The organism is Thorsellia kenyensis (genome assembly GCF_042432445.1).
In the GTDB taxonomy this organism is placed as follows: Bacteria; Pseudomonadota; Gammaproteobacteria; order Enterobacterales; family Thorselliaceae; genus Thorsellia; species Thorsellia kenyensis.
The window spans coordinates 1-24,018 of sequence record NZ_JBHLXE010000002.1; the positions used below are offsets into that span (position 1 = coordinate 1).

At 35.2% G+C, this 24,018-nt stretch carries 20 protein-coding genes, 1 other RNA gene and 1 pseudogene; 15 read left to right on the forward strand and 7 right to left on the reverse strand.

Annotated features, from left to right (window positions below; genetic code table 11):
• Positions 1-226 precede the first annotated feature (226 nt).
• Positions 227-322, forward strand: an RNA gene (gene ffs, locus ACFFIT_RS00010) — signal recognition particle sRNA small type.
• Positions 323-566: 244 nt separating this feature from the next.
• Here ffs and ACFFIT_RS00015 read toward each other — a convergent pair.
• Positions 567-1,925 carry an L-serine ammonia-lyase gene (locus tag ACFFIT_RS00015; protein WP_385875234.1) on the reverse strand — a complete coding sequence of 453 codons (1,359 nt, stop codon included), beginning with the start codon at positions 1,923-1,925 and terminating at the stop codon, positions 567-569.
• Positions 1,926-2,507: 582 nt separating this feature from the next.
• Between ACFFIT_RS00015 and ACFFIT_RS00020 the strand changes: the two genes are divergently transcribed.
• Positions 2,508-4,484 carry a methyl-accepting chemotaxis protein gene (locus ACFFIT_RS00020; RefSeq protein WP_385875235.1) on the forward strand — a complete coding sequence of 659 codons (1,977 nt, stop codon included), beginning with the start codon at positions 2,508-2,510 and terminating at the stop codon, positions 4,482-4,484.
• A 140-nt stretch (positions 4,485-4,624) separates the two neighbouring features.
• Here ACFFIT_RS00020 and hha read toward each other — a convergent pair whose 3' ends face one another.
• Both hha and ACFFIT_RS00030 read right to left on the reverse strand, forming a co-directional pair.
• The gene (hha, locus tag ACFFIT_RS00025; protein ID WP_385875237.1) at positions 4,625-4,828 is read right to left on the reverse strand and encodes a hemolysin expression modulator Hha; all 204 of its coding nucleotides are present in this window, start codon (positions 4,826-4,828) and stop codon (positions 4,625-4,627) included.
• A gap of 114 nt (positions 4,829-4,942) precedes the next feature.
• Positions 4,943-5,350 carry a hypothetical protein gene (locus ACFFIT_RS00030; protein WP_385875239.1) on the reverse strand — a complete coding sequence of 136 codons (408 nt, stop codon included), beginning with the start codon at positions 5,348-5,350 and terminating at the stop codon, positions 4,943-4,945.
• A gap of 1,253 nt (positions 5,351-6,603) precedes the next feature.
• Between ACFFIT_RS00030 and nrdR the strand changes: the two genes are divergently transcribed.
• From nrdR to folD, 8 genes are all read left to right on the forward strand, one after another.
• Positions 6,604-7,059: a transcriptional regulator NrdR gene (gene nrdR / locus ACFFIT_RS00035; RefSeq protein ID WP_385875241.1), complete on the forward strand. Its 456-nt coding sequence runs from the start codon at positions 6,604-6,606 to the stop codon at positions 7,057-7,059.
• 292 nt (positions 7,060-7,351) lie between these two features.
• Positions 7,352-8,275, forward strand: coding sequence for a diaminopimelate dehydrogenase (locus ACFFIT_RS00040; protein WP_385875243.1), 924 nt, complete (start codon positions 7,352-7,354; stop codon positions 8,273-8,275).
• Positions 8,276-8,362: 87 nt separating this feature from the next.
• Positions 8,363-9,244: an acyl-CoA thioesterase domain-containing protein gene (locus tag ACFFIT_RS00045; RefSeq protein WP_385875245.1), complete on the forward strand. Its 882-nt coding sequence runs from the start codon at positions 8,363-8,365 to the stop codon at positions 9,242-9,244.
• A 30-nt stretch (positions 9,245-9,274) separates the two neighbouring features.
• Entirely contained in the window at positions 9,275-9,856 is a 582-nt protein-coding gene (locus ACFFIT_RS00050; protein ID WP_385875247.1) for an anthranilate synthase component II, read from the forward strand.
• A 61-nt stretch (positions 9,857-9,917) separates the two neighbouring features.
• Positions 9,918-10,328, forward strand: coding sequence for a YacC family pilotin-like protein (locus tag ACFFIT_RS00055; protein WP_385875249.1), 411 nt, complete (start codon positions 9,918-9,920; stop codon positions 10,326-10,328).
• Between the two features lie 622 nt (positions 10,329-10,950).
• Positions 10,951-11,322: an Rcs stress response system protein RcsF gene (gene rcsF / locus ACFFIT_RS00060; RefSeq protein WP_385875251.1), complete on the forward strand. Its 372-nt coding sequence runs from the start codon at positions 10,951-10,953 to the stop codon at positions 11,320-11,322.
• 5 nt (positions 11,323-11,327) lie between these two features.
• Positions 11,328-12,122 carry a tRNA (N6-threonylcarbamoyladenosine(37)-N6)-methyltransferase TrmO gene (gene tsaA / locus ACFFIT_RS00065; protein ID WP_385875253.1) on the forward strand — a complete coding sequence of 265 codons (795 nt, stop codon included), beginning with the start codon at positions 11,328-11,330 and terminating at the stop codon, positions 12,120-12,122.
• Between the two features lie 22 nt (positions 12,123-12,144).
• The gene (gene folD / locus ACFFIT_RS00070) at positions 12,145-13,011 is read left to right on the forward strand and encodes a bifunctional methylenetetrahydrofolate dehydrogenase/methenyltetrahydrofolate cyclohydrolase FolD (RefSeq protein ID WP_385875255.1); all 867 of its coding nucleotides are present in this window, start codon (positions 12,145-12,147) and stop codon (positions 13,009-13,011) included.
• A gap of 110 nt (positions 13,012-13,121) precedes the next feature.
• On the opposite strand, the gene aroG is transcribed toward folD, so the two are convergent.
• Both aroG and gnd read right to left on the reverse strand, forming a co-directional pair.
• Positions 13,122-14,180 carry a 3-deoxy-7-phosphoheptulonate synthase AroG gene (gene aroG / locus ACFFIT_RS00075; protein WP_385875257.1) on the reverse strand — a complete coding sequence of 353 codons (1,059 nt, stop codon included), beginning with the start codon at positions 14,178-14,180 and terminating at the stop codon, positions 13,122-13,124.
• Between the two features lie 77 nt (positions 14,181-14,257).
• Positions 14,258-15,664, reverse strand: coding sequence for an NADP-dependent phosphogluconate dehydrogenase (gene gnd / locus ACFFIT_RS00080; RefSeq protein ID WP_385875259.1), 1,407 nt, complete (start codon positions 15,662-15,664; stop codon positions 14,258-14,260).
• 672 nt (positions 15,665-16,336) lie between these two features.
• On the opposite strand from gnd, the gene ushA reads away from it, so the two are divergent.
• The 5 genes and pseudogenes from ushA to ACFFIT_RS13290 form a co-directional block, all read left to right on the forward strand.
• Complete coding sequence (gene ushA / locus ACFFIT_RS00085; RefSeq protein ID WP_385875261.1) at positions 16,337-17,998, forward strand: bifunctional UDP-sugar hydrolase/5'-nucleotidase UshA; 1,662 nt, start codon at positions 16,337-16,339, stop codon at positions 17,996-17,998.
• Between the two features lie 307 nt (positions 17,999-18,305).
• Positions 18,306-18,809: a DUF2165 family protein gene (locus tag ACFFIT_RS00090; protein WP_385875263.1), complete on the forward strand. Its 504-nt coding sequence runs from the start codon at positions 18,306-18,308 to the stop codon at positions 18,807-18,809.
• A gap of 425 nt (positions 18,810-19,234) precedes the next feature.
• Positions 19,235-20,992 (forward strand): ABC transporter transmembrane domain-containing protein, encoded by a 1,758-nt coding sequence (locus ACFFIT_RS00095; RefSeq protein ID WP_385875265.1) that lies wholly within the window; start codon positions 19,235-19,237, stop codon positions 20,990-20,992.
• A gap of 399 nt (positions 20,993-21,391) precedes the next feature.
• Positions 21,392-21,922, forward strand: a complete 531-nt coding sequence (locus ACFFIT_RS00100) for a hypothetical protein (protein ID WP_385875267.1) — start codon at positions 21,392-21,394, stop codon at positions 21,920-21,922.
• A gap of 263 nt (positions 21,923-22,185) precedes the next feature.
• A pseudogene (locus ACFFIT_RS13290) lies at positions 22,186-22,273 on the forward strand (helix-turn-helix domain-containing protein); the annotation flags it as partial.
• A gap of 426 nt (positions 22,274-22,699) precedes the next feature.
• Here ACFFIT_RS13290 and ACFFIT_RS00110 read toward each other — a convergent pair.
• The gene (locus ACFFIT_RS00110; protein ID WP_385875294.1) at positions 22,700-23,599 is read right to left on the reverse strand and encodes an IS4 family transposase; all 900 of its coding nucleotides are present in this window, start codon (positions 23,597-23,599) and stop codon (positions 22,700-22,702) included.
• A complete protein-coding gene (locus tag ACFFIT_RS00115; protein WP_385875269.1) occupies positions 23,560-24,006 on the reverse strand; it encodes a hypothetical protein in 447 nt (148 codons plus the stop codon). The genes ACFFIT_RS00110 and ACFFIT_RS00115 overlap by 40 nt, the downstream gene beginning before the upstream one ends.
• Positions 24,007-24,018 lie beyond the last annotated feature (12 nt).

Here is a 24,018-nt window from a genome sequence, read left to right on the forward strand (position 1 = left end):
ATTCATATTAAGTATTCTGATCTCTTGATCTTTCAATGTCAAGCATCTTCATCGATCACGGGTATAAATCGATAATTTACAATTAAAAGCACACTACTTTTTTTATACTGTATTTTTTTCCAACATATGGCCGTTAATTCCAATTTTAAACCGCATAAGACTTGATTTTTTTTAATTATCAAACGATAATAACTCAAGGCAATAAAAGCCTCTTCAATGGGGTTCTTATTGGTTCTCTCGCAATGCTACTATGTGAACTCGGTCAGGTCCGGAAGGAAGCAGCCGCAGCATAGAACGTATGTGCCGAGATGCGCTGGTAAGAGCCTCACCAATGCTAAATTTCTCTCAATATAACATTTTTGTTAATCAATCTTTTATTAAGCTCTCTTAGTTGTTGGTGATATTTATTTACGCCTTCTGCATGCAACAATCTACCAAGATTAATCTATTTTCTAAATGAGTAGGTGTTTTATTAAACGTTGAATTTTCACCTTCTTTTTTGTGGGTATAACCCACAATGCCTCAAGCTAAAAATAAATAATACACACAGATAATTGAAAAACAAATTATTCGCATGGGGTTAAGTTGATGATAGCAAGCCCTCCTAATGAGGTTTCTCTGTATTTTTGATTCATATCTTTCCCAGTTTTATACATAGTTTCTATTACATTATCTAATGATACGATGGTCTTTTCATTTCGCTGAATGGCCATTCTTGCTGCATTGATTGCTTTTAATGCGCCCATTGCATTTCTTTCAATGCAGGGCACTTGAACGAGTCCGCCTATCGGATCGCAAGTCATTCCTAACGAATGTTCCATGGCAATTTCTGCGGCGATACAAATTTGCTCGTTGGATGCACCATTCAACGAGGCAAGGCCTGCAGCGGCCATTGAACTAGAGACCCCAATTTCGCCTTGGCATCCAACTTCAGCACCTGAAATAGATGCATTGATTTTATAAAGGTAGCCTACTGCGCCTGCAACCAGTAAGAACTGTAATATTTTTTGTTCATCAAGTGGGCTTACAAATTTGTTGAAATACATCAATACACTAGGAATGACTCCGGCTGCACCATTAGTAGGAGAGGTGACTACTTGTCCGCCATCAGCGTTTTCTTCACTTACTGCAAATGCATATAAATTTACCCAATCCATGACAGCTAATTCATCTTGTTCTTTTTGCTGGCTAAGGTGTTGATGGAGTTTATATGCGCGCCTTTTTACGTTCAGTCCACCGGATAAAACTCCATCTTTATGAATTCCTCTATCCACACATTCACAGATTACTTGCCAAATTTTATTGGCTTTAGCTTTGATCTCAGAGGTAGAATGAAAGCATTGTTCATTTTCATAAATAATCTCGTATAAAGGTTTGTTGTATTTCGAAGCCAAGCTTAATAGCATCGAGGCATTTGTGAATTCGAAAGGGACCTCTGTTTTATTGTTGTTTTTGCTATCATTTAGTTCATGTTCAGTGTAAACAAATCCACCTCCGACAGAATAGTAAGTCACAGAGAATACCTCTATTTCGTTTTGATAGGCTCTAAAGGTTAAGGCATTTTCGTGAAGGGGTAAGCTTTGCTGCATGAATACAATATCTTTAGAATAGTTAAATTCTATATAATGAGATCCATTTATTAGTAGTTTTTCATATTCTTTAGTTTCAGTTAGGAGTTGATTGGCTTTTTTAATGTCTATTTTATCCGGCATAAAACCCATTAGACCAAAGACACAAGCTTTATCGGTATGATGGCCTATTCCAGTTAAGGATAAAGAACCATATAATTCAACGCGCAATTGATTAAAAGCCACTTTGGCGTTGACTATTTCTTGAATGAACCGATATGCAGCAATCATAGGACCATTTGTGTGTGAACTTGAAGGTCCTAACCCTACTTTAAAAATGTCAAAAATGGAGAGCATTTTATTATCCTTTGATGAATGTAGATATGCCAATGAGTCACTAACTAGCTGATTTAAAAAATGAAAGCTTACTGTGACTTTTGTGGGGACGAGTATTATTTAATGTTATTGAATATATAATAAATTAAGTTTTATTAAATACTATAAGTAATTGTTGATTCTGTGAAGAATCGCAATGTATTTTTTATTGTAAATTTGTACTTTTTAGGAAAGGCATGAGTTTTACTAACAAGTATTTCTTGACTGCCTGTTTATACTCATCACTAACATGTTCAAAGTCATGTTTATAATGCGGTGGTAAATGGATCTTTTAGGAAAAAATTACTCTATTGCAAGCATTACAATATAAGACTAAATCTATCAAGGCCTAAAGAAAAAAAGCTCACTAAATTAAAAATAAAATTAATCTAGCGCAATTAAAATAAACTTTTACTTACAATTTGCAATGCTTTATATTGAATTTCTCCCCAATCTGTTATAATTATCATGTCTATATTGGAATAACATCATCCCAGTATCACTAACCATTAATCGAGTTTGTCGATTTTATATCTTTCGCAATTTTCATCATGAGAATTATTTATGAACGCCATAGAAATGAATACAGCAAACCGCTTGAAGACCCTTTCTCTAGGTACTAAGCTTATCGCTACTTTATCTTTTATTGTCACTATAGTTTTGATTATTTTGACAATATCTATTTCTACTTCTACAAGTTCTATTATGAAGCAGCAAGCTAGAGATGATCTGACGGATAGAACACAATTATTGGTTGCAACTATGGGAATTACTGAGGAAAATTTTAAACAAACTGTGCAAAGGTTTTATAACCTCTTTGTTGGCAGTTTTAGTGGTGATTTTTCGGTGGAACCAGATAATTTAGTCATGGTTAATGAAGCTGTTACACCAATCCTTAAGCTCAATGGAGTTATGATTAATAATGATAATAGGATTCCAGATAATTTCTTTAATGTTACAAAATCTGTTGCAACAATTTTTGTTAAAGATGGGAATGATTTTGTTAGAGTGTCGACCTCTTTAAAAAATAAAGAGGGCAAAAGGGTTTTAGGCACTAAGCTTGGGGTAAAACACCCAGCTTATGAAGCTGTAATGCAAGGAAAGGAATATACCGGTGTTGTTGAGCTTTTTGGCGCTAGCTATATGGCTATTTATGGTCCCTTAAAAAATAAAGAGGGTGAAATTATTGGGCTTTATTTCTTAGGGGTGGACAACACGGAATACACTCACTTAATCAAACAGCAAATAACTAGCTTGAAATTAGGCGAAACAGGCTATTTTTATGTGTTGGATGCCTCTAATAAAGAAACTAGAGGTAATTTTATCATTCATCCTAATAGAGAAGGGGATAATACTCTTAATTTGAAAGATGCAGATGGTGTTGAGTTTGTTAAAAATATGCTGGAAGAAAAAAATGGTCATCTAATATATGATTATGATGATCCTGTACTAAACAAATTAGTAACGAAAATGGCGGCATTTAACTACTTAGAGAGCAGAAATTGGTTAGTTGTAGGTGCAATTAATATTGATGAAGTCAATGCGCCAATGAAAAAACAGCAGCAATTATTTATTCTTTTGGGTATTATTTCACTTGTGATCATTGGTATTTTAATGGTTTTATTAATACGCTTTATGATAACGAGACCGCTAAAATATATAATGACACAAACTCATCAGTTAGCTGATGGTGACTTGACAACAAAAATATCGCTTGCTAGACGGGATGAAATTGGAGCCCTTGCCTATAGCCTTAATCGTATTGGGGAAAATTTAAGTCAAGTGATTGGTCGGGTTAAAAATGCAAGTCAGCTAGTAGTTGATGTAGCAGAAAAAATGTATCAAGGTAATCAAACCTTATTAATTCAAACCGAGCAGCAAGTAAAAGCGGTTGAATCTACCGCCAGTGCTTTGCAAGAAATGATGGTAACAGTGAGCCAAAATACAGAAAATGCTCAAAGTTGTGACACAATTACTCAAAAAGCCACACAAATTGCTGAGCAGAGTGGTCAATCTGTTGGCATACTTGTTAACGATATTACTGCAATTCACACTTCTTCACAAAGTATAGTCAATATAGTCGATGTGATTGATGGTATTGCTTTTCAAACACAAATTTTGGCTTTAAATGCGGCTATAGAGGCTGCTAGAGCGGGTGAACAGGGGAGAGGTTTTGCTGTAGTTGCAGGTGAAGTCGGGGCATTAGCGCAACGTTCCTCGAAAGCGGCAAATGAAATCAAATTAATGATTGAAAAAATTGTTTCTCAAATTCAGCATAGCAGTGAGCTCGCAAGCAAAACTGGTACGACTATGGAGTCATTGATAAGCAGTATTAATCATGTTTCATTGGCAATGAGTGATATTGTTACAGCGAGTAAAGAGCAAAATATAGGAATTACTCAGATCAATCACTCTATGACGGAAATAGACAGCAGTGCAGATCGTAATTCTAAATTAGTATCACAAAATAATGAGATGACAGTGACACTTAAAAATCAGGCTGATGATTTAATTACTGAAATTAAAGTCTTTAAAGTTTAAAGAAATCAAATTCGTGCCATCGTCTCATTGTGAAGGCAATGTATATAAATTGAGCCTCTCTTTTCAAAATTAAGTTCTATTTTAGAGAAGAGAGGCTTGAATAGTAAGAAGAGTTTTGGGGGAGGGAGGGAGGTTGTTGATTATTTGACGAGTTTCCAAACTGAACTAGGGACTTTATCATAAAGTTGTTGCATCGTGAGCTCCGCTAATCTGTGATCTGCTGCGGAATAAAATTTTTCAAGTTCATTTTCTGAAAGTTCATATTTATTCTTATCAATCACCTTATCAAGGGTTTCAATAGTCTTACATTTACGTAGTTTTAATAGATATTCTTCTTTTGTCATGAAAAAAGCCTCATGTACTTTTTGTATTTTTGGAAATAAACTCAGTTAAAAGTGGGTGAATTTTAAGCGATAAAATACATTATTCAAAAATATATTTTTGAATAAATAGGTAAACTAAACTTTTTCAACACTTTCAATACTTGCATATTCCTTATTATCTACAATCTCCATAATGAGAAGGATTTTTGTGGGGTTAGCTTTATCTAATGCTTTATGGTAAGCAGATTTATCTAAATATTTTATATGTGTTATTACTTCATCAAGGCTTTTAGCAAGCTTACTGGCTAAATTGATGATTGAAACTTCATTTGGGTATTTGATTTGAAAGTTAACCATAAAACGCTTAAAAAAATTGAGTGACAGATTCAATCGTGCGAGTTGATTATTCAATTTATCTATCGTTTTCGAGTTAAGTTCATCCTTCGGATCTATGTCTGTAAAAAAATTAATTTGTTTAAATGTTTCTTTTATCCAATAAATTAACTGATGAAGATCTTGCATTTTTTTTGTTGTTTCATCCATTATAGTATGTTCCCCTCCATTGTAATCGAAAGATGTCTACAGTTTGTAAAAAGAATATAGCACAAAACATCAAATATTTTCACTTTTCCGAAAAACTTTCCTGAATATTACTTATGATTGCTGGGCGAACTGAAAGATGATGATTCCCACGTAGTTGGCTGCAACCACTTATAGAGTGGATTTATAAAAGCCTCCATGGGTTAACACGACGAGCCTTAGGGGGAAAATCATTTATCTTTTTGTGCTGGATACTGATCGCCGCGTTAATATCGATTTCATGCTCTGTATCGCAAACAGTGCAGACTCAGCCAGGTTTATGCAAGAGCCTTTCAGTTAATTTATGAAAATCATAATTACATCTTTTAGAACTGATGTATCACTGTAGGCTTTTACAATACGAATAGGCATTATAGGTCGTAAAATTCTATGGTAAGGTTGGGCTAGCCTAGAACGATTGCTTCAATTTCATAGCGAATTGAAGCAAAAAATAAACTATAGTAATAGGCAATAGCACAGAATAATAATTCAAGGAGTTGCTGGGCGATGCTTATTTTTATTGTGTAAATTTTAGCCGTTTTTCTTGGCTATACCATATAAAAAACTCTCTACCTAAACAAGTAAATGTGAAATGCCATGTAAAATAGAAAATATGATTATACTGATATAGCTTCTGGAGAAATTCAAATGTAATAATGAGAAAAAAGTAAGAAGAACGGGTGTAAATTAACATAAAACATTATTGGGAGTTATCTTATCGATTTTTTTAAGGAAGTGAGCAAGAGATAGTCCTTATATTCCCACCAGATTGTAATGTGGAATAAGGGCTTTTGCTAATTATCATCAGTTTGGCAATATTAATATTAACGTTTGGTTAAAAAAAGAGATAATTTTCAATTCTCATATAAAAAACCATGGTCAAAAAAAGCCATTGTATTTCACTATTTAATTAATTCCTGAGTTGTCTTCAATATTAAATCGCTTTGTTTTCATTAAGCCACAATGTAAAATAAATACCTTAGAGAAATGTTTTCAATGTCGAAATTGAAATAGTAATAGTAATACCCGACATAACTATTAATTGATAAATGATATGGATTCAATGGTTTATTTTTTTCTCCTATTGAACTTCCAAAATAGAATTAAGTTATTTAGTGCATCAAATGCTTGCTATTACACTATACCTTAGACTAAAGTGTTTTATATAGGCCTGTGCGCTTAAGGGAATTTTGAAAGATTTTAATTAAGAGGTGTAAATGCATTGTCCTTTTTGTCACACTCAAGAAACAAAAGTAATTGATTCTAGATTGGTTGGTGAAGGTTTTCAGGTAAGAAGAAGGCGTCATTGTCAAATTTGTCAGGAGCGATTTACGACATTTGAAACAGCTGAATTGGTGATACCTCACATAGTAAAAAGGGATTCAACACGAGTTCCATTCGATGAAGATAAATTAAGAAGAAGTTTTTTAAAAGCACTGGAGAAAAGGCCTGTTAGTGCGGATGATATTGAAATAGAAATTAACAAAATACTGTCAGTCTTGAGGGGGACAGGAGAGAGGGAAGTTTCCTCAGAATTTGTAGGTGGTTTAGTCATGGATGCACTAAAAGTATTGGACAAAGTCGCCTATATTCGTTTTGCATCTGTATATTTGAGCTTTGAAAATATTCAAGAGTTTACGGATGAAATAGAAAAAATTAAAAACAGCAATTAAAACAGCAAATAATAAAAAATAAGTAAAACAACAAATAATCAAAACAAGTAAAAAAGTAATTAAATAGGGCAACCAAAACCATTTAACAAAGTAGTTGACTACAAAATAAATGAAACACTTAAGTACTGTTTATAGAAAAAATTGAGGTAAAATTACGTCTATATATGGTATAGAATAATGTGAAGCATTATTTTCATCTGGTTTTTGCAGACATAAATATGATTTTAAGGTTTTGATTATCTAGTTACTGAACCATATGAAATAAAAAAATAAATACAATAGGATATCTTATATGAGTAAAAAAATGAATGATTCAAATTCTAAGTTAGCTATAGCGGTTGTAGGCTTAGGAAATATAGGCAAGTTCGCTATTGAAGCAGTTCAGGCCAGTGAAGACATGTATTGTGCAGGTGTCGTAAGAAGACAAGCCAAAGAGGGTGAGCGCCTAAATGATTTTGATTTGCCTGTTGTTGATGCCATTGAAAAATTGGGTCACGTTGATGTTGCCTTGTTGTGTGTTCCTTCTCGTCAAGTGCGGGCCCAGGCGGAGTTCTATCTTGCCAAAGGCATTAATACAGTAGACAGTTTTGATATCCATGAAGATATTCTTGAATTAAAAACGAGTTTAACTGAAGTTGCTCAAAAACATGGTAAAGTTGCCGTTGTTGCTTCTGGTTGGGATCCTGGTACTGATTCAATGATGAGAGCCATGATGCTAATTATGGCGCCTAAGGGAATTACATCGACCAATTTTGGACCTGGGATGAGTATGGGGCATAGCGTTGCTGCGAAAAGTATTCCGGGTGTTAAAGATGCCCTTTCAATGACCATCCCTTTAGGTACAGGAATACATCGTAGGATGGTTTATATTGAATTAGATGATGGAGCTAATGAATCCGAGGTGATAAGAGCAATTAAAGCAGACAGTTATTTTTCAACTTCAGAAACTCACATAAAAGTAGTTGATGATATTAATGCACTTAAAGATATGGGGCATGGGGTTCAGATGCTTCATAAGGGTGTCTCTGGCGCAACACATAATCAACAATTTATGTTTGACATGAGAATTAATAATCCAGCGCTCACATCTCAAATCATGGTCAGTGCGGCAAGAGCGAGTGTTCGTCAGCAAGCAGGGGCATACACTATGATAGAAATCCCACCTGTTGATTATCTTGCAGGATGCAGGTCAGATTGGATTAAAAAATTAGTTTGATATAGATTCTGCGTCGAGGGGTAGTTTTTTTGTTACTGATTTATTGTGGCAATATTTTCTGAAAAGATAAAGATGGGTGAGGTTTAAATGAGTTCAGGACTGGGGCGTCTTATTTCTCTTCTAGAGTTAACGACAAATGATTTTAAAGATTTCGAGGGAAGGCCGTTAGACTTAGGATTGAGACAGCTTTATGGTGGACTCATTTTTGCACAAGCCATCAGTGCTGCTGTGCAATCGCAAAATAAATGGTGTGATCTAAAATCTTTAACTTATGCAAGTGCTATGTTTTTAAATCCAGGAGATACTAAGCACTTAATTTGTTATGAAGTTGAAATAATAAAAAAGGGTAAAAGTTTTGATTTTATACAGGTAAAGGCTATTCAAAATCAGGTTGAACTAATGCGCCTGCAGGCAAATTTTCATAAAGAAGAAAAAGGTTTTGCCCATCAAATACCTAAGCTGGCTTCTATAACGCCTCCTGAAGAGCTAATAAGCGAATATGAACTCATTAAACAAATGTCCCATTTAATTCCTGATAGTATAAAAGCGTATTGGCTTGCTGAACCGGCATTTGATATTAGGCCCTTGAAACCATTGAATCCCTTTAGAGGCAGCAATGAGGAACCTAACCACATTTCGTGGTTTAAACTTTTTGACTCAAAGACTCAATTAAATCCTTTTTTATGTTATGCTTTGCTTGCTTATATCTCTGATCATAATTTGTTGCCTTGTGCCTTAAGGCCACATAATAAAGGTTTTTTAGAAAAAGATATGCAAGTGGCTACAATCAACCATACAATTTGGTTCCATTCATTACCCAATCTAAATGAGTGGGAAGTGTTTAGTATTGAGAGTTCTGTTGCGAAAAATGCGCTTGCTCTGTCAAACGGACATTTTTTTGATACAATGGGGCAGTTGGTTGCGACAGTTACTCAAGAGGGACTTATTCGGCAACATGAGAGTCATTAAAATAGTTAGATATAATAATTTAGGTGCCTAATGGTTTTAGTTATCGATAATTTTGACTCATTTACCTATAACATTGTTCAATATTTACAAAAATTGAACTCAGTAGTATTAGTGAAAAGAAACAACAGTATTAGTTTAGACGAAATAGCAGCACTTAATCCTAAACATATTGTTATTTCTCCTGGACCTAACACACCAAATGAGGCGGGTATTTCTCTTGAAGTGATTAGACAATTTTACGGTAAAATACCTATATTAGGTGTTTGTTTGGGACATCAAGCGATAGCTGCCGCTTTCGGTGCTAATATAGTTAGAGCAAAACAGCCTATTCATGGTAAAACCAGTGTAATTACTCACTCTGCTCAAGGTGTATTTTCGAATTTACCTAAAAAATTCCAAGTAACTCGTTATCACTCATTGGTAATTGCTGAAAAGACCCTACCGGAAGATTTTATTATAACGGCCTGGACAGAAGATGCAGAGGGTAATTTAGACGAAATTATGGGTATTAAGCATAAGCAGTTTGCTTTAGAAGGTGTGCAGTTTCATCCTGAAAGTATTTTGAGTGAGCATGGTTTGACAATTTTTAACAATTTTCTTGGTAGTCATTAAAGTTTCCTCTTAACATGCTAGGGCTAATTAAAATAATATAGAGAATATAAAGGACATAAAAATGAATTTTAAGCATCAATTATTAAAAAAGAGGGTTAAAAATCTTTTAATGTCTTTAATATTATTAGGTGTTGCATCTCCGGTTATGTCAAATACGCAATATCAAGAAGAATTAGCTGATTTTCAAGCGTCATTATTCTTTTTACGTTTTGAATGTGGAATAGAACTTTCAGAAGAACAATCTCAAGCTGTAACGCTCAATTATGTATATCAAAGAAGATTGTTTGTTGATTATGTAGATACGAATGCCCAAGAAAAACTGAACGTCGAGCGTTATCGTGATTTGTTATCTATTGATGTTCCTAAGAGCGATAAATGCAAGGCCCTTCATACCGCTTTCGAACCCTCTTTGGCGGCAGTCAAGAATATGGAGACGTCCCGTCCTCCTGAGTCTACAGAACAAAAAAAATAGTGGCATAATGTATTTAATAGTTTTGTTGTAGCAGAATTGAATTTTGCAAAAGAGACTGTATCTAGCCCTTAGGCATAAATTTTTTATTCCTAGTTGTTTTGTCGTGTTGAAAAAAGTTGTCATACGCTTATGACGATATTCGCTACAATGTTATCCTTAGATAAAATCACCTCATTGAACATGAAAACAGGTGCTCATTTTGCTGAATCGCACAAAATAGTCCACTAGGCTTTCGTTCAATACATTTGCTTTCTATTTCATTATTAAGAATAAATCCAGAAAGGACACACATTAAAAAGACGCAATTTCTTTCGTGACTGATATCTTGACTATTTTTCATGTTATACTATTAAGATTGAAAATGACAAGCCTATAAATTCGCTTTATCTTTCGCAATTACATGGCTTCGGGCCCTGAACTTATTTGTATGGGTTAGTTAATTCGAGTTTAATTGAGCTTTTGCATAAAAAACGAATTATGAGTATTACACGCCACGACAGATTTGCGCCAGCAAGGTGATGTGGTAAAAATCCCCTTGGCTTAGAGAGGGGAGGATGCTAATTATGAATAAATATGTACTAATTTATTTTTATCCACCCATTTTATTAAGGATACTTGTGTTATGAAACCATCATTCAGCATTTTATCAACAGTTATTTTTTCTTTAAGTGCAATTGCATTGGTTGGCTGTTCTTCTTTTGAACGTAATCCACCGCCTTCACCTTCTTCTGTTGTTTTATTTGATAGTCAGCAACAACTTCAAGGGATTAACCATGAAGTTTTAGGGCCAATTTCAGGTGCCGCTTGCCAAATCTCTATCAATGATCCTCTTGTCACTGTACGTCAAGCAGAATCTCAAATACAACGTCAAGCGCAGCGCAGTGGTGCGAATGCGGTATTAATTGAAAATTGTGAAATCATTCAAAATGTACCAGGGTGTGTAAGACAAACCGTATGCAAAGGCCAAGCCATCAAATTCACTCCAATTAATTAATATTAATGAATCAATCAACGCCTATTGAGTCATCTTATCAAGTTGTGCCTATTGGTAAGGTGATAAGTCCATTTAAGCAAAAATTTACCGTGCCTAGGCAACCTAGGCTTTTATCGCTGGCTAAAGGATACATTGAACTTTTTAAGCCTTTTGATGATCTGCACGCACTTTCTTCACTTGCAGATTTTAGTCATATTTGGGTCCTTTTTTGGTTTCATCTCAATCCAGAAAATAAGTCTGCGAGTTTTGAACAGTATAAATGGCAGCCTATGGTCAGACCTCCGAGATTGGGAGGCAAAGAAAAAGTAGGTGTTTTTGCTAGTCGTTCACCTTTCAGACCTAACCCTATAGGTATGTCAGTGTATAAATTAGATGGAATAGAAAAAAATAGCAAAGGGATTAAAATACACATTAACGGTATCGATGTCGTTGATGGCACGCCTGTCATTGATATTAAACCCTATATTCCATTTAGTGATAGTGTCACTGATGCGAAAGGCGGATTTGCACAAGATATCCCAGTCATGCCTTTTAATGTCATTTTTTCAGATAAGGCACTCGCCGAACTCTATCATTTGGCTAAGAACCAAGGTCACTCAGAATCCTATGCAAAAGAAGTAGAACAATTTATTTTGCAAGTTTTATCACAAGATGCAAGGCCGTCATACCATCAAAATAAAATGAATGTAGATATGTCAAAAAAACAATATGGCGTCGATTTATTGGAGTATAATATTAAGTGGTTGTTAGATGAAAATCAGGTCATAATTACTGATGTTTCGCTGACTAAAAACAGATAATACAGTATATTAGGATGTTGACATGACAGCTCAATTGATAAGTGGAAAGCAAGTTTCTCAAGACATTAGACAAACAGTCAGAAAACAAGTAGAAGAGAGAAGAATAAATGGATTGAGGATTCCTGGCTTAGCCGTTGTTTTAGTGGGTGATGACCCTGCTTCAGCTATTTACGTCAATAGTAAAGAAAATGCATGCAAAGAAGTTGGATTTCACTCTGAAGCCTTTCATTTACCAAAAGAAACCAGCGAACAAGAACTATTAGCCTTAATTGATAAATTAAATGAAGATAAAGCAATTGATGGCATATTAGTTCAACTCCCACTACCAAAGCATATTGATAGCACTTTAGTGTTAGAGCGTATATTACCTAATAAAGATGTTGATGGTTTCCATCCTTATAATGTTGGACGTTTATGCCAGCGTATACCGAAGCTAAGAGCATGTACTCCTAAAGGAATAATGACACTTCTTAATTCAACAGGCACGGATATTCGTGGTAAACATGCTGTAATTGTTGGGGCATCGAATATTGTAGGGCGTCCAATGAGTTTAGAGCTTTTACTTGCAGGATGCACAACGACTGTAACACACCGCTTTACTCAAGATCTCTCATTTTTTGTCAAGCAAGCAGATATCTTAGTCGTAGCAGTAGGAAAAGCGCATTTTATTCCAACAGAGTGGATAAAACCTGGAGCAATAGTCATTGATGTTGGTATTAATCGCCTAGATGACGGACGGGTCGTAGGTGACGTTGATTTTACAACAGCAAAAGATGTCGCAAGTTTCATCACTCCCGTTCCTGGTGGCGTTGGGCCGATGACTGTAGCGAGCCTAATTGAAAATACACTTGAGGCATGCATAGAAAATTCCAAAAACGATGGAATATAATATCTATATAGGTAATGTGTGATCTATAGTGATTTTTTTGCGTACATATTTAAAAAAACTGCCAACAATAACATTGATTGGCAGTTTGACGTGTGATTAAAAACAATGATTTATTTTGTTCTTCTTGCTTTAACTGCATCGGCTAATTGATAAAGAACTTTTTCCGTATCTTCCCATCCAATACATCCATCAGTAATGCTTTGACCGTAAACTAAAGTTTTACCTTCAACACAATCCTGGCGACCTTCTACTAGATGACTTTCAATCATAATTCCAGTGATAGCAGTTTCGCCTTTCGCAATTTGATTTGACACATCAGATGCAACATCCATTTGTTTTTTAAATTGTTTTGAGCTATTTGCGTGACTGAAATCAATCATTAAATAAGGTGGTAATTTGGCTTTGATTAAGCTTTCCTTAACTGATTGAACATGCTGCGAGTCATAATTAGGTGTTTTACCTCCACGTAAAATAACATGGCAGTCTGGATTACCAGCTGTGGTTACAACAGCTGAATGCCCCATTTTAGTTACAGAAAGAAAACAGTGTGAAGCGCTGGCAGACATCAAAGCATCTACTGCAACTTGAATCGTCCCATCTGTACCATTTTTAAAGCCTACTGGGCAGGAAAGACCAGAAGCGAGCTCACGGTGAACTTGAGACTCAGTCGTACGCGCACCAATTGCGCCCCAGCTCATCAAATCGGCTACATATTGGGGGGTAATCATATCTAAAAATTCGCCCGCAGTTGGCATGCCAAGCGTATTTATGTGTAAAAGTAACTCTCTACCTAACTGAATCCCTTTATTGATTTGAAAACTATTGTCCATGTATGGGTCGTTGATTAAACCTTTCCAACCCACAGTGGTTCTTGGTTTTTCAAAATAGACTCGCATAACAATTTCAAGTTCATCTTTTAGTGTATTGCGAAGTGCTAATAATTTTTCCGCATATTCTTTAGCCGCATCGATGTCATGAATTGAGCATGGGCCGATGACAACCAAAAGTCTGTCGTCTTTACCATTGATTATATGGCTTATGGATTGTCTGGTTTTTTTTACAAGGTTGGCTACATCCCCATCTGTAGGAAATTTTTCTAGTATTTGGTAAGGGGGCAGTAATTCTTCGATTTTTTTTACTCTCTCATCATCATTGTGGAACTGTTTCATTTAAAAGCCTATTGTTAATACAAAAATTAAATAAACACTACTCACGTTTTAAAAAGTGAGTAGTGGGAAGAAATGGATTACTCAAGCCATTCGGTATGAAAAACACCTGGTTTATCAATACGCTTGTAGGTATGAGCTCCAAAGAAATCTCTTTGAGCTTGAATTAAGTTAGCAGGTAATACAGCAGAACGATAACTGTCATAATAAGTGATTGCTGCACAGAAAGTAGGAACAGGGATACCATGCTGCACAGCATAAGCAACAACATCACGTAAGGCCTGTTGGTAATCATGGGCAATCGTTTTAAAATAAGGTGCTAAAAATAGATTTGTTAAACCAGGATTTTCTTGGTATGCATCAGTGATTTTTTGTAGGAATTGCGCTCTAATAATACATCCTGCACGGAATATTTTAGCAATTTCACCGTAGTTAAGTGCCCAATTATGTTCATCAGAGGCCGCACGTAACTGATGGAAGCCTTGTGCATAAGACACAATTTTGCCAAGGTAAAGTGCTCTTCTGACTTTTTCAATGAATTCAGCTTTATCTCCATTAAATGCAGCTTTAGTTGGACCAGCAAGAACTTTAGACGCTTCGACACGCTCTTGTTTCATTGAAGAGATATAGCGAGCGAAGACTGACTCTGTAATAAGAGTTAGAGGAATTCCTAGATCCAAAGCACTTTGGCTTGTCCATTTACCTGTGCCTTTATTTGCTGCTTCATCTAAAATGACATCAACAAGATAGTTTCCTTCATCGTCTTTCTTAGTAAAAATTTGCGCGGTAATTTCAATTAAATAGCTGCTGAGTTCACCTGCATTCCACTCATGGAAAGTTTTAGCCATTGAATCATTATCAAGATCTAGTGCATGTTTTAGTAAGCTATAAGCTTCGGCAATAAGTTGCATATCCCCATACTCAATGCCGTTGTGTACCATTTTGACATAATGACCTGCGCCATCAGGGCCAATATAAGTTACGCAAGCTTCATTACCTACTTTAGCTGCAATTTCATGTAAAATTGGAGCAACTAATTCATAAGCTGCTTTTTGCCCGCCAGGCATGATAGAAGGACCTTTTAATGCACCTTCCTCACCACCAGATACGCCTGTTCCAATGAAATTGAAACCTTGCTCTGAAAGTTCTTTATTTCTTCTGATGGTATCTAAAAAGAAAGTGTTTCCGCCATCAATTAAAATATCCCCTTTGTCTAAAAAAGGCGTTAATGAGGCGATAGTTTTATCAGTCGCTTCACCCGCTTTAACCATCAATAGTATGCGACGAGGCTTTTCAAGCGATTGAACGAATTCTTCTGCTGTATAATAGGGGATCAATTTTTTATCTGGATTGTCTTGTATGACCTCATCTGTTTTGTCTGCAGAACGATTATAAATAGAGACACTATACCCACGGCTTTCAATGTTTAGGGCAAGATTACGGCCCATTACGGCCATACCGACAACACCAATTTGTTGTTTAGACATGCAAGACTCCTAGAGTTTATTTAAAATGAATAAGTTAAATGAGAATAATTTACAGAGTTTTCTAAATTTAGGGAGGCATTTTAAAACCCATCGTTCCCATTTCGGGAAGTTATTTTACACGATTTTATTGATTTTGCACTTGTAAAACTCTAAAGTACTTAAATAATGTAACGACTTAATAGGGCTATTGAACTATTAAAAAAATTATTCATATAACTATCACATTGCTTTGTTATTTTTGTCACAGAAAGTTTTATAAAAAGCAATTATAATCGCGTCAATGTAACTCTTTTTACAGTCGTATCGGATATTCTTTAACTTCTGGAGACTAAGTAATTTTGCATTAAAAATCTATTTTTAGAGTAGAATAGTGCAATGAGGAGGTATGAGGCTGTGTGGCTTAATGGGCAGACAAGTATTAGAGGAATTTAGTCGTGCTTGAAAGGTCTTTTTTTTGGCAAAACACAAGTCGGTATCTCTCTTGATGAAAACTATTTTGGGTATTATTTATTAAAAGTAATTAATTAAGTCAATATGTAAATCACAAAGCATTAATAACAAAGCATTAATAACAAAGGATTAACAACAAAGGAATAAACAGCAAAGGACAGAATGCAAAAAAGGATTTAAAAATGTTAGAGCAATTTTATTTCATTTTAACAGGAAACGTTCATGACTAAATTAAAAAAACGCAAATTAATCACAACACTTGCTGTCTCTTTAGGTGTTTCATTGTTACCCCATGCAGTTTTAGCCTATGAAAAGGATAAAACATACCATTTTACCATCATCCATACTAACGATCACCATGGCAGTGCTTGGGCTAATGATAAAGGGGAAATGGGATTGGCGGCTCGTATGACAGTGATTAACTCAATTAAAAAAGAAATTGAGGCCAAAGGTGGAAGTGTGCTTATTTTAGATGCGGGTGATATTAATACCGGTGTACCAGAATCTGATCTTTTAATGGCTGAACCGGATATTAAAGGTATGAATCTGATAGGCTATGAAGCAATGACTATTGGTAATCATGAATTTGATAATCCCAAGGAAGTACTTGATAAACAACAATCTTGGGCAGAGTTTCCTTTTTTATCTGCTAATATTTATGATAAAAAATCAGGTGACAGAGTTTTTAAACCGTTTGAAATTTTTGATAAACAAGGATTAAAGATAGCTGTTGTTGGGTTGACAACTGAAGATACAGCTAAGGTAGGAAATCCTTTAATCGTTGGGGATTATGAGTTTAAAAAACCAGTAGAAGAAGCACCGAAAGTGCTAAAAGAGCTAGAGTCTTATACCCCCGATATCACAATCGCATTAAGTCATCAAGGCTATTATGAAAACGGTAATTTTGGTTCAAATGCCCCTGGTGATGTGACAATGGCTAGAACACTTGAATCAGGTAGTTTTGATTTCATCATTGGTGGACACTCGCATGATGCGGTCTGCATGCTTTCTGAAAATAAACTTAACATGACTTATAATCCGACTGATGAATGTCAGCCTGATTTTCAAAATGGTTCATGGATAATGCAGACTCTTGATCTAGGAAAATATGTTGGTCGCGCAGACATTAGTTTCTTAAATGGCAATATTACTTTAGATAAGTATGAATTAATCCCTGTTAATCTCACAGAAAAAGTTAAAAATGAAGCGGGTGACACTTCGTATGTTGTAGTGGGAGAAACAGTTAAACCTGCCAAAGAGATGGTCGAACTGCTTACCCCTTATTATGAAAAAGGCCAAGAAAAGCTCGCTGTTAAGGTCGGGGAAGTTGACAATCGTTTAGAAGGCGAAAGAGATAAAGTCCGATTTGGTCAAACAAACCTTGGCCAACTTCTTCTGAATTCTTTAACTGAAAGGACCAATGCCGATGTTGCGGTATTAGGAGGGGGTGGTATACGAGCCTCAATTGATGCTGGAAATATTACGTATAAAGATATTTTGAAAGTTCAGCCTTTCGGTAATACAGTTGTTTATATTGACTTTACTGGCAAAGAACTTAAGGAATACTTAGCTGTTGCAGCGTCTAAAAAAACAGACTCTGGTGCTTATGCGCATTTCTCTAATGTAAGTTTCAAAATTAATCCAGAGGGTACATTGTCTGATGTGACAGTGAAAGGCGAACCTTTAGATGAAACTAAGCTATATCGTCTAGCAACACTTAACTTTATTTCTTCAGGTGGTGATGGATATCCAGTCATCAGTGATAAAAGTGGGTTTGTCGATACAGGATTCGTTGATGCGGAAGTTTTAAAAGCTTATGTGGAAAAGCACTCTCCACTAAAAGCAAGCGAGCTTGAACCTAAATTTATGCACCAACCCCTCTAATCTTAGCCTTTTTTAAGTTATAAATAGCAAAAAAAAGTCCCCTCAATGGAATACACGAGGGGACAATTACAGTTAAAGAGTCAATGTCTGATACTGAGCTATTACGGTTTTATTGCACTGTATAGAAGAATCCCCTTAAGAAACTAATTATTTATAGATGAAAATCAATTATGAGACCATCGAAATTATTTTCACTAAGCAATTAAATTTTTTAAATAGAATTGCGGTTCAATGCAATTTTTTGAGATAATACAGGATTATTGATTTTTCACGCATTTTTATTTTGTTTTTGTCTTAAGGAAAAATTATGATTGTAAGATATTCGAAAATAATATTTTGTTTGTGTATCGCACTTTTTGCCTTTATGGTTGCTTTTGGTAATATTACTGATTACAACTCAAATTTTGAGTTTGTTAAACACGTGTTAAGCATGGACACCACCTTTGAAGGAAATGTCTTGATGTACCGGTCTATTACTAATCCCACATTGTGGACCGTAGGTTATTGGGGCATTATTTTCGGCGAGGCATTAACTTCCCTTTTGTTCTTTATCGCGACGTGGCAGCTATTTCGCCATAGAAATGCGAGTACCAAAGTATTCTCTAAAGGAAAAAATTATGTAGTACTTGGTGCTACAGTAGCTTTTTTAGTCTGGTATCTGGGTTTTATGGTCATCGGTGGTGAATGGTTTGCAATGTGGCAATCTAAAATTTGGAATGGACAGCAAGCAGCCTACCGTTTCTACACTTCAATATTATTAGTATTAATTTATGTAATGCAGTCGAATGATTCTATAGAAGAGTCGCAATAGAGTTAAATTGTATTTTTAATGAGGATAAGTTAACGCCTCAATTGAAATATAAATTAACACTCGCTTTTTATTCATTGATAACTGATTATAGGGTATATTGTTTTTTATTATCAGTTTTGATGCTTCATGACAATTCTAAAAATTATGCTCCAGCGATTATTTATTTTATTGAAGATGCTTAGTAGGAATCCCTTTGTTTTAGCTGGAGGGTGTCAAGAACCATTAATTTCTACTATCATTTAAGTGTAATTCATTACGTATTATTCGCAAAATAATTCCCATAGCACGATTTAAATCATCATACTATAATAATTGAATTTCATTCTTTAAAGAATCTAACTTCCCACTTATCGGACATTAAAGTTGGGGCATGTTTTGATCTATATTCGTGCTATGTATTTATTATACAAATGGAAACCTAATCAATGACACCTACTCCAACCTCTCGCTTTTTTGTTTTTAAAACAGTCATGCCTTTTTTAATGCAAGAAAAGGTTCTAGTCATGTGTTGGCTATTAGCGCTTATAGGATCTTCAAGTGCTACTTTGATGATTCCTAATGCTATTCGGGAAATGATTGATCATGGGTTTAATGAAACTAATCAAGTAAATCGTGTATTTTTAGGCCTTTTTTTGGTTGCAATTTTTTTGGCCATAGCGACGGCCTTAAGATTTTTCTTTGTCTCCTTACTCGGAGAAAAAATAGTACTAAGTCTTAGAGAAAAACTCTATAGTCATCTAATTAAATTAGATATGACCTTTCATCACAGCAATCAAAGTTCAGAATTAGTTTCAAGACTTGCTGCCGATACTGAACTTATTCGAAGTGTAATCGCGTCAAGTATGTCTGTTGCCCTAAGGAGCCTTATTACTTTTTTAGGTAGTTTAATATTGATGATATACACAGAACCTAAATTGGCTACATTAACTATTATCAGCATTCCCATAGCAGTTGTTCCCATAATATTGGGAGCCAAAAGAATCAGACAAAAATCTAAAACGAATCAAGATGAAGTGGCAGCTGCCAATCAATATGCGGCGCAAACACTTGGTGCTATCTATACAGTTCAAGCATTCTGTCAGGAAAATAATGCCATAAATCAATTCAGTGCTGCATTAACCAATACGTTTAACGCCGCTAAAATCAGAATTTTTTCTCAGAGCATAGTAACATTATTAGCAATTAATCTAATATTCGGAGCTATTGTATTTGTCTTATGGTTAGGAGCTAAAGATGTAATTAATGGACAATTGTCTCCTGGAAGTTTAGGTCAATTTGTTATGTATTCATTATTAGCAGGCACTTCGGTCGCATCCTTATCTGAAATGATGAATGAACTTCAAAAAGCGTCTGGAGGAATGCAAAGGATTGCTGAATTATTTAGTGTAAACTCCGATCTAACTTCGTTTCCCTTAGTTGATGCGAAAAAAAATTCTGATACTTTAGCAATAGAATTTAATCAAGTTTCTTTCGCGTACCCTATTTATCCGGATAAAATCATTTTAAATTCAATTGATTTAAGCATTAAGAAAGGTGAAACTATCGCAATAGTTGGTCAATCTGGTGCGGGAAAAAGTTCATTATTTCACTTGCTACTTAGATTTTATGATCCTACCAAAGGTACAATTTGTTTAAATGGAATGGATATTAAACAGCTTAGCTTAACTCAATTAAGAAAAAATTTCGCTGTAGTTTCGCAAGCACCAGATCTTTTTGCTTCTAGTGTAAAGGATAATATTGCATTTGGTAATCCTGACGCATCCTTTGAGGAAATTGTTTCTGTCGCTAAAGCAGCAGAGGCTTTTGATTTCATAAGTTCTCTACCCAATGGATTTGATACTCAAATCGGTGAGCGTGGTACACAATTATCTGGGGGACAACAACAAAGAATTGCTATCGCAAGAGCAATGTTAAAAAATGCACCTATTCTTCTCCTAGATGAAGCGACAAGTGCACTCGATGCTCAAAGTGAATATTTAGTGCAACAAGGACTCGATCGTTTGATGGAACATAAAACAACAATAATTATTGCACATAGGTTATCTACTATACAAAATGCAGATAAAATAATAGTTTTAGATAAAGGTCTAATTGTTGAACAAGGCATTCCGAAAGAACTACTAGAAAGAAAAGGTGTATATGCTCAGTTAACTCAGCTACAAATAAACCAATCGATTCAGTAATAGAATTATTATCTTGCGTTGAACGTTTAGCTTTTGAAAGATCAGCAAGCAAGATTGGCCACCGTATCAATTGGGATAGTTGTTAATAATTTTATAGTACACTATGCTGGTGTTAAGAAATAAGTGCAACAGAATCTGCATAAAAAACGTCATTTGCTGATTGCCCACCTAGTATTCTTCTTGGTGTATTATTTATCTCATTTACCATCTTTCTTATGCTCTTTTTGGATATGCTTCCCAATCTTGTTTTCTTTTGATAATAGCGCCTGAGCCAGCCGTTAATATTCTCATTTATGCCCCTTTACCAACTACAATTGGTTGGGGTTGAGTTTTTAAAGTACGGCTCCCCAGCTGTCACACTAGTCTTCCTTTAACATTTAAAGAATCGAGGACATTAAAATGGCAACAATCAGTCAAGAAATTAAACAGCAGATCACTTCTAGATTAATCAATCACAACTATGATAGCATCATGGCACTATCAAGAGAGTTTGGGGTTTCCAAATCTTTTTTATACAAGTTAGACCAAGAAATCCACGAGAGTGAGTCAGAAGTGATGAAATCATCCATGCAACAAAGTAAACATAAAGCAAAGATTAACACAGCGACAACAATTAAGAGTGCAACTCAGCAAGTTGAAATTTTTGCTGCTACATCTGCTTTGAATGAAGATGAACTTCGTCGATATTGCAGAGAGCATAGCCTTGATATTGAAGAAGTTAAATTGATTAAATCAGCACTCATTCAAGGCTTGTTAAATCAGCAACAACAAGAAGTAACGATTAAAAAACAGCTAATTGAACAAAACAAAGAAACCGATAAACTGAGGAAAGAAGTCGCTCGCAAAGAGAAAGCGCTGGCAGAAACGGCTGCTTTACTGGTGCTATCAAAAAAGGCCCGCGCCATTTGGGGGGAAACACTGAAAGACTAGTTATTCCAGAAGTTCGTCAAATGGCTGTTACCTTGATAGATGAGGCTATCACGTCAGGCGCAAGGCTTTATCAAGCTTGTGATGTTTTATTTATTCACCCTAAAACTTATCGAAGTTGGAAATCTTCAATCAATACATTTAATTATACTGAAGATGCGCGTGCGGAGGCAAACCGTAAACGCACCTATGGGCATGCACTCTCTCAAGAAGAAAGGCAACGGATTATTGATATCTGCTTAAGCGACAGATTTTTAAAGCTATCGCCTGAACAAATAGTGCCTATTTTAGCAGATGAAGGTATTTATTTAGCATCACAATCAACATTTTACCGAATATTGAAAGAGGAAAAGCTCTTAAGAAGTCGTAAAAAGAAAACACAAAATAGGACACCACAACCGCTCAGAACACATATAGCTAAAGCGCCTAATCAGCTTTGGACATGGGAGACATCCGCACACGCGGCGGATTTAATACAAAAGGCAGTAAATACGCATAGAATTCATAAAGATCAATTAGTATTACATAGTGATAATGGTTCTCCTATGAAAGGCAAAACCATGATAGCCAAATTAGATAGTTTAGGTGTGATGTCTTCATTTAGCCGACCTGGTGTGAGTAATGATAACGCTTATTCTGAGAGCTTGTTTGGTAGCGACGGCTGTCAAGCGACTTTTCCCTTTTTATCTAATAAATGTGTGTTTTTTCATGTGTTAGATTGTGATTCTTAACTGGGTTTAAGATCACAATATTAATCCTATCCCAATCATACGATAGTTCTCAAGCTCGTTTTTTATGCAACTCTGATTCTAAGTGTTTGATTTGGAAGTAAGGGATAAGACCTGATGTAAACATCTCAGTTTCTTTATCTCGTTTAGTATTAGATCTCCCACAATTTTTCGAAATAAATATGAAGATTTCATCTAATAATCTCATGTCTTGCTCATCGGAATTTAGGTAATTCATTAATTTGGGAAACCAGCACAAGCTGCTTCGACAGGTTTTCTGTGTTGAGATAATTGTTTGCCATAAAATACAGACTGATAACGCAACGTAACGTTTTACTATCAAAGTCAAAATGCTTGCCCATATAAGCGTTTTAACAATATTGGCATTTCCTGTATTGACTTTCTTAAGACTGCAAAACGACTTTAATTCTTTGAAAAATAATTCGATTTGCCATCTTAAACCATAAAGTGATAGTACTTTATTACCCTTAAATTGGTCCCTGTCTAGGTTTGTAATTAGGTAACCTTTACCCTTTCTTTTTCTATCATAAAACTGAATGATTCGAAGCGGGGTATTTGTTTTTGCCCACTTTACATCCATATCAACAAAATCATGATTTTTAGTTTTTAATTCCTTTAATTTCATTTCTTTATGAGAAAGTTTTGTGCCCATTTTATTGTATTTTGCTACAACAAGAGGATTGATGTTTGCTTTGGCTCTAACAATAAAAAAACCACCAGATTTGCTTATTTTTTCAAGGTAACCGATATCAAAATACCCTGCATCCATCATTACTAAAGTTTCTTTTAGTCCTTTTTCAGAAGGTCTATAGTTTTTCTCACTTTCTTTATCTGCATCAAGCGCAATATAATTAGCCACGCCTTTCACTAAATCCATAGTTAAATGACACTCTATTGCTGCAGGTGCCGTTTTTGTAAAGCGACCAGAAATTCCTCTGTTAAACGAGGATTTAAGGTTAAAGAGGAATCGTCATGTAAAAATATGTTTTTAAAAGGAGTTTCTTTAGGTAACGCTTGCTTAAAAGGCGCAAGAAAGAGCACTTTAGTTGCTTCTTCAACCATGGTTTGTATAAATTTGGTACATTCCGCCTTTTTAATTTGATTATGAAAAGGTTTGTATTGACTTGCCTCTTGTTCACTATGCATTTTTCTCAAAATATCTGCTAGGTTAGCATGATCTTTCAAACTAAGTATTTGAATTAAAGCACTGAAAAACTTCTCTGGTTGCAGCAACCGCATACGCGGCATAAACCTAGTTTTTCTTGCAAATTCTCTAATTGAAACTTTATCAAAAAATGATTCAAGTGGACTCGAAAATGTGGTAAATTTATTAGCCATAGGAACCTCTTT